Origin of the sequence: Flagellimonas beolgyonensis (assembly GCF_003992615.1) — a bacterium.
Lineage (GTDB): Bacteria > Bacteroidota > Bacteroidia > Flavobacteriales > Flavobacteriaceae > Flagellimonas > Flagellimonas beolgyonensis.
This window is the reverse complement of sequence record NZ_RZMY01000010.1, coordinates 2,265-7,806: the sequence shown is the minus strand read 5'-3', so window position 1 is coordinate 7,806 and position 5,542 is coordinate 2,265. Positions and strand designations below refer to the sequence as shown.

At 44.4% G+C, this 5,542-nt stretch carries 4 protein-coding genes; all 4 read left to right on the top strand.

Translation table 11 applies throughout. The features are described from left to right. Nucleotides 1-700 (top strand): gliding motility-associated C-terminal domain-containing protein (locus EO131_RS06465; RefSeq protein WP_164731635.1); only part of this gene is annotated, 700 nt, incomplete at its 5' end. A gap of 11 nt (nucleotides 701-711) precedes the next feature. Next, the gene (locus EO131_RS06460; RefSeq protein ID WP_127020095.1) at nucleotides 712-1,659 is read left to right on the top strand and encodes a PorP/SprF family type IX secretion system membrane protein; all 948 of its coding nucleotides are present in this window, start codon (nucleotides 712-714) and stop codon (nucleotides 1,657-1,659) included. 11 nt (nucleotides 1,660-1,670) lie between these two features. Continuing rightward, entirely contained in the window at nucleotides 1,671-3,620 is a 1,950-nt protein-coding gene (locus EO131_RS06455; RefSeq protein WP_127020093.1) for an OmpA family protein, read from the top strand. Between the two features lie 421 nt (nucleotides 3,621-4,041). Continuing rightward, nucleotides 4,042-5,542, top strand: a 1,501-nt coding sequence (locus tag EO131_RS17095; protein WP_164731634.1) for a beta strand repeat-containing protein, incomplete at its 3' end; no start/stop codon positions are given.

Below are 5,542 nucleotides of genomic sequence, written 5' to 3'. Positions count from 1 at the left end.
TGCGCCAGGCACCTATACCGTGGAGTACACCATCTGCGAGATTGCCAATGTGGACAATTGTGATACGGCCACCGTGACCGTTGAGGTTCAAGAGGGCATGGGCAATACAATCGATGCTATGGACGATTCCTATGTTTCGGATACCTCGGGAGGCATTGTACCGGACAGTAACGTGCTTTCCAACGATACCCTTAACGGTGAACCGGTGACCTCGGAAGATGTGATTTTGACATCTACACCTACCGATGTTTTGACCATAAACGATGACGGAACCATCATTGTAATTTCAGGAACTCAACCAGGTACCTATACCATCAGTTACACCATTTGTGAAATTGCCAATGTGGACAATTGTGATACCGCAATTGTCACCGTTGTAATAGAAGATGATGCTGCCTCTAAAATAGAGGTCAATCAAATGTTGACACCCAATGGTGACCTTAAAAATGATTTCCTATTTATTCGAGGGGTGGAACGTATCAAAACTAGTACCCTTAAAATATTCAACCGTTGGGGTGTTGTTGTATATGAAGGGAAAAATTATGACAATGTGAGAAACGTATTCGATGGTAGATCTAGGAGTAGGTCTACCTTGAGCGTCAACGAGTACCTTCCGGCAGGGGTATATTTTTATATCTTTAATTATGAAACGGATGAAGGAAGTTTTACAGACTCCGAATACATCTATATAAGCAGGTAACTTTTGAGAGAATGGTAAGAAAACAAATTTTTATTCCGTTACTATTTTTTGTGACAACAATTCATGGGCTTTTTGCACAGCAAGATGCTCAGTATACCCAGTACATGTACAATACCCTGAGTGTAAACCCTGCCTATGCCGGTTCTAGGGGACAATTGACATTTGCTGGTCTTTATCGCTCCCAATGGGTGGGCTTGGATGGTGCTCCGGAAACCTTTACCTTGAATTTGCATTCCCCCATTCGCAACAGTAGGTTGGGATATGGAGTGTCCATTGTTAACGATAACATTGGGGATGGAGTGGTCCAAGAAACCTATTTGGATGCAGTCATGTCGTACACCATCGACGTTTCCATGGATGCCAAACTCTCTTTTGGATTAAAGGTGGGAGGCAACATGTTGAGTCTGGATTTTAACAAACTTCGAAATTTTGATCAAGAAGTGGTGGCCCAGAACAATATCGACAACAGGTTCAACCCGAATTTTGGTCTGGGAGTTTATTATCATACCGATAAGTTCTATGCAGGTTTGTCTGCGCCAAACGTCTTGGAATCCGAATATTTCGACAATGATAATTCCGATGGGTCCGTTAATTTCCTATCGGCCGAGCGTATCAATTTCTATTTGATTACCGGTTATGTGTTTGATGTTAGTCCCGATTTAAAGTTTAAGCCTGCGTTATTGACCAAGGCTGTAAGTGGTGCGCCATTACAATTGGATCTATCCGCCAGTTTTCTGTTTGCCGATAAATTCAGTTTTGGGGCGGCCTATCGTTGGGATGCAGCCGTGAGTGGCTTGGTTGGTTTTCAATTGACCGAGCAACTAATGGTAGGATTGGCCTATGATCGCGAGACAACGGAATTGGGCGGAACCCAGTTTAACGATGGTTCCTTTGAGATATTCTTGAGATGGGAATTGTTGAAGAGATTTCAAAGAACCGTTTCACCAAGATTCTTTTAATTTAAGTTAGGATGCACAAAAGAATACTCATTTTATGGGTGCTGTTAACCGGAAGTGTTTTTGGACTTCGGGCACAGGATTCCATCCCAGAGAAACAGATTGCCAGGACCATGGAAAAGGCGGATGAGAAGTACCGGGAATATTCTTTTAGTCCTGCCATAGACATCTACAAAAAAGTCTTGGATAAAGGCTATTCGTCCCCGGAGTTGCTGAAAAAGCTGGGGAATGCCTACTATTTTAATGCTAAGTACATAGAAGCTGCCGAAATATACAAAAAACTGGCCGATACCTATCCGGACGAGATGGAAGTGGAATATATCTTCCGTTTCGCCCAAAGTTTGAAGTCCGAGGGCAAGTATGACGAAGCCGATCGTTTGATGGAAGAGTTTAAATCCTTGACTGCGGCCTATACCGGAGAGTTCGATGAGGATTACATGGACAAAATCGAGAAGAATTCAGGTAGATACACACTTAAACCCTTTGCTTACAATAGCAAGTATTCCGATTTTGCCGCTTCCTATTATGAAAAGGGGCTCATTTTCGCATCCGACAGGGATACCGGAAATTTGGCCCGATACAGACACACATGGAATTCAAGGGATTTTCTCGACCTCTATAAAGTGAATGCAGATAGCGTATCCGATAACAAAGTGGTGAAATTGGATGGAGACGTCAATACAAGATTGCACGAATCCACCTCAGTAGTCACGAAAGACGGTTCCATGATGTATTTTACCCGCAACAACTACTTGGATGGAAAAAAATCAAGGGATGAGCAAGGTATCATCCGTCTTAAAATTTATAGTGCGGAGAATGTGGACGGTGTATGGACCAATATCATAGAACTACCCTTTAATAGTGATACCTATTCCGTGGCGCATCCCATGCTGAGTCCCGACGGAAAGCGCCTGTATTTTGTATCCGATATGCCCGGAAGTGAAGGGGAGTCGGATATTTTCATGACGGATATAATAGGTGATGGTACATACGGTCCCATTAAAAACTTGGGAAAGAATATCAACACAAAGGCACGTGAAACCTTTCCTTTTATTACAGATGATGGGGTGCTCTACTTTGCATCCGATGGCCATCAGGGGCTGGGCGGACTGGACATTTTTGCTACCAAAATAGCTTTTGACGATTACAGTCAGCCAGTTGTCAATGTCGGCAAACCAGTAAATGGGCCTGGAGATGACTTCTCATTCATCTATGATACCGATACCAAAACAGGTTATTTCGCTTCCAACCGGGAAGGCGGTATGGGCGATGATGACATTTATGCCTTTGTGGAAAATGAGCCACTCGTTTTGGATTGCATTCAAGATGTCACGGGTACTGTGCGCGACCGCATTTCCAATGAAGTGCTTCCAGGGGCTACCGTTATGGTAATCGATGAAGAAAACCGTGAAGTATCCTCAACCATAACAGATTCCAACGGAAATTACTTCTTGCAGCTCGATTGTTCCAAAGGTAATTTTGTTAGGGCCTCCCGGGATGGATACGTTCCAGCGGAAGAATACCTATATAAATCCTATGGAAAACCACGTATTATCGATTTCTATTTGGAGCGCGATTTTGTAACAGGTGGATTCGGTGATGACTTGGCAAAACTACTGCAACTGAGTACTATTTATTTCGACTTGAATAAATTCAACATTCGTCCCGACGCCGAAATAGAGATTCAGAAAGTGATCGTGGCCATGGAGAAATATCCAAGCTTGAAGATTAAGGTCAATTCTCATACCGATAGTAGGGGAGCGGATGCCTATAACCTTTGGTTATCCCAAAAAAGAGCAGAATCTACCGTTCAATATATGATTTCAAAAGGCATTTCTCCCGATAGACTTCAAGGAGAAGGCTTTGGGGAAACCCGATTGGTGAACGAATGTTTCAATGGGGTTCCCTGCAGTAGTGAACAGCATCAATTGAATCGTAGATCGGAATTCATCATTTTCGAATGATAGATTAGAGGAACAATTCCCATAATTTAAGTTATAAATAGACCCACCATTTGGTGGGTTTTTGTTTGCTAAAAATCAAGAAGCGACGTGTAGAGTATTAAAATAAAATGTAGGAAAAAACTTCAAAAAATTTCAGGAAATCAATTTTTTGGTCCTTTCATAGGTATAGGCAATATGGGCACTAATCGATAAACTGTCTTAAGGAAACTTTAAAATTTTTGGTTGGGTCACCTCATAAATCCATGGCTATACAGTTGGAAATTAGCCCTACACAACAATTATTTTCTTCCCCTATAGGTAAGGGTAATTTTGTAGCATGTTGTAAAATTCGAAGTGTTCCATCGTGGAATTTACCCCGAAGTATTACAGCATAAATCACAAAAAACACAGTATTAAAGTACCCTCAACTAATAACAACCTCATGAAGAAGAGCATAATTGCCGTACTGTTTCTACTTTTCACTGGATTTGCCTTTTCACAAACCACGGTTACACTTCAGGACCAATGCAACTGCGAGGTCTTAAAAGGTACCCTTGTAACCGGTGCAGGTGCTACAACACCTACAGGTGCTGACACTGGGGACATTTATGTGAACACTGGCACGGGCACCATTTATTTTTGGGATGGAAACTCTTGGGAATTGACATCTGCCGATGACCAGCAGTTAACAGGATTCAACTTTGATGGCGTATCCAATATTTTAACATTGAGCCTTGAAAATGGTGGTAGTGTGAATGTGGACTTAAGTAGTCTGAGTGATGCCATCACCGATACAAACACCACGGTTTCTTCATTTGGGATAGATGGGACAAACACAAATTTGGTCATTACAGATTCGGATGGAAACAATTTTTCAGTGGCTCTGGCCGATTTGGCAGCATTGATTGATACGGATACTGACGACCAAAATCTTTCAGAAGTATTAGCACAAGGTAATGATGCTGGAGGTTCCGCAATCATTAATCTTGCCAATCCAACCAATCCGCAGGATGCGGCAACAAAAAGTTATGTTGATGGTCTTGCGGACGATGACATTAGCGGTGCGGTGCTTGACGGCCCGACCAACGTATTGACGATCAGCGAGGGGACCACGGATGTTACGGTGGACCTGAGCGACCTGGACGACAGTGCCGGGGTATCGGCCAACGCGGCGAACATCGCCACCAACACCAGTGATATTGCCACCAATGCAAGCAACATCTCAACGAATACAGCCAACATCGCTACCAACACCAGCGACATCGCCACCAATACTTCCGACATCTCAACGAACGCTGCGAACATCGCAACAAACACGAGCGACATTGCAACGAACACAAGTGATATAGCAACAAACGCGACGAACATCGCCACGAATACATCCGATATTGCTACCAATGCAAGTAACATCTCAACGAATACAGCCAACATCGCTACCAACACCAGCGACATCGCCACCAATACTTCCGATATCTCAACCAATGCGACGAACATCGCCAGCAACACGAGCGACATTGCGACGAATACAAGCAATATATCGACAAACGCAGCGAACATAGCCACGAACACCAGTGACATTGCCACCAACGCCTCCGATATCGCAACACACATCGCCGCGGATGCGGACACCAACGTGGGCAACGAGTACAACACGGCAGTGGGTCTTAGCGGTACCAGTATAACCGTGACCGACGGAGGTGGTACGTTGAGCCAGGACCTTGACGGTGTGTTCGCCACGGACGCCGAGCTTGCCGCTGCCACCGACGATGACATCACCGGAGCGGTGCTCGATGCCCCGACCAACATATTGACGATCAGCGAGGGGGCCACGGACGTAACGGTGGACCTGAGCGACCTTGACGACAGCGCGGGCGTATCTGCCAATGCGGCCAATATCGCCACAAATACATCCGATATCGCCACGAATACAAGCGACATTGCGA